Source organism: Balneolales bacterium ANBcel1 (genome assembly GCA_029688905.1).
Lineage (GTDB): Bacteria > Bacteroidota > Rhodothermia > Balneolales > Natronogracilivirgulaceae > SLLW01.
On sequence record JARULB010000023.1, the window covers coordinates 1 to 1,532 of the forward strand.

Sequence of the window (1,532 nt, forward strand, 5' to 3'; positions counted from 1 at the left end):
ACTCAACTTTCGGAGTTCATACTAATCCCTTCCTGTTCATTAGGAAAGGCTTGTAACCATGGATGAGTCTGGTAAAACCTGCCTACCAGCTCAATAACCTGCACTAACAAATACCCTTGGCCTTGACGTGCAATCAACTGCAGTACTTCCAGCAAGACCAGCTGAATGCACACATGGACGGTCAGCATCTGTAGTTCTCGGACATAGGCTTGAAATAACCCCGGTATCGTCCGCTCATCGCTGCACTGCCGCCGGTAATACTCCAACATCATATAACGCAGTAAAACGATACTTGTGTGAGCAATCTGGGCGGCATAGCTGCGAACCTGAAACTCACGGGCCAGTCCGAGCTGTTGCTTGGTTTGCTTGAAAAAGACCTCTATGGCCCAGCGTTTGGCATAAATGCGGCAGATTCTCTCCGGGGTAAGCGAGGTATCGGTGCTGGCCAGTGCCAGCCATTGCTCGGGATTGCGCCGGTCGCACAGGAATACGATGCGCACCCTGGGTCCGCTGAGCATATCCACAACTATCGAACCAAGGATCTGGTGCTCATTTGATTTTTTGGAGCGCTTGCGCCCAGCCACCTTCTCATATAGCCCTTTGAGCTGATAAATACGCTTGCCATGGCGAAAGCTGATTTTCCCGGAGTTCTTCAACATACAAACCACCGGCAGGCGCTGGCTGAGCTTATGCAACAGACCTGCATGTGCAAACCAGCTGTCAAAGACCAGGTAGTCCGCCGGTACAGTGGCTTTCAAGGCCCGGTCCAGCATATTCAGTGCCTGGTCGGTTGCTTTGCTGGTAGCCGCCACGCACCGCCGACCCAAATGAGTTCTCAGATCCACCTCGGGTTGTTCTCCCAATCGTTTGTTGGTATCACTGTTGGTGAGCAATTCAAAGTCCACAGGCACCAGGCTGTGTCCATCACTCCATGCCATGGTCAACATGCGATAGCCCCGATACCAGCTATGACTGCTATGATCATATTGGCGTCCCAGATATTCCACTTTCTTACTGCGATCGCGTTTATACGGACTGTCATCGACAATCAGAACCCGGTCTTGCGAGGTCGAAGTCAGTGGTTGGAGCTCTTCTATTAGCCGTAGTGAGACCATCAAGACTAACATTCTCCAGTTATAGGTGGTTTGCCCCAGAAAGTCATAAAATGTGCTTCGATGGGGAAGGCCATCTGAGGCCCGTTGAAGTTGATAGACGCGTAAATCGGAAAATGGCAGAACAAGGAGTAACTGCAGCAACCACCCCGCCGCAATGCCGGACCGTTTTTTTATTCCGGCCTGACGAAGCGTCTTGCCCGGACAAAATTGCTTGACCCATGCCGAAAGCCAGGTGATGTTTTTGATCGTACATATTTGTAACTTGGTATCCATGAGAATAAGTTCTAACTGGTTGTATTCTAATTGTTTAGAGCACTTTTAAAATACAAAAACCAGAGGACTTATTCTCTTTTATTTTATTGATTTACATGAAGTTACCGCTTTATTTAACTGTTGTTCTGAACTCCGAAAGTTGAG

General features: G+C 49.0%; 1 protein-coding gene. It reads right to left on the reverse strand.

Annotation, left to right across the window (positions count from 1 at the left end):
• Window positions 1-2: 2 nt before the first annotated feature.
• A complete protein-coding gene (locus QA596_12850) occupies window positions 3-1,388 on the reverse strand; it encodes a transposase (GenBank protein ID MDG5768340.1) in 1,386 nt (461 codons plus the stop codon).
• Window positions 1,389-1,532 lie beyond the last annotated feature (144 nt).

Excerpts from the sequence above, each read along its gene's own strand:
- QA596_12850 (MDG5768340.1), bottom strand. The coding sequence starts at position 1,388 with ATGGATACCAAGTTACAAATATGTACGATCAAAAACATCACCTGGCTT.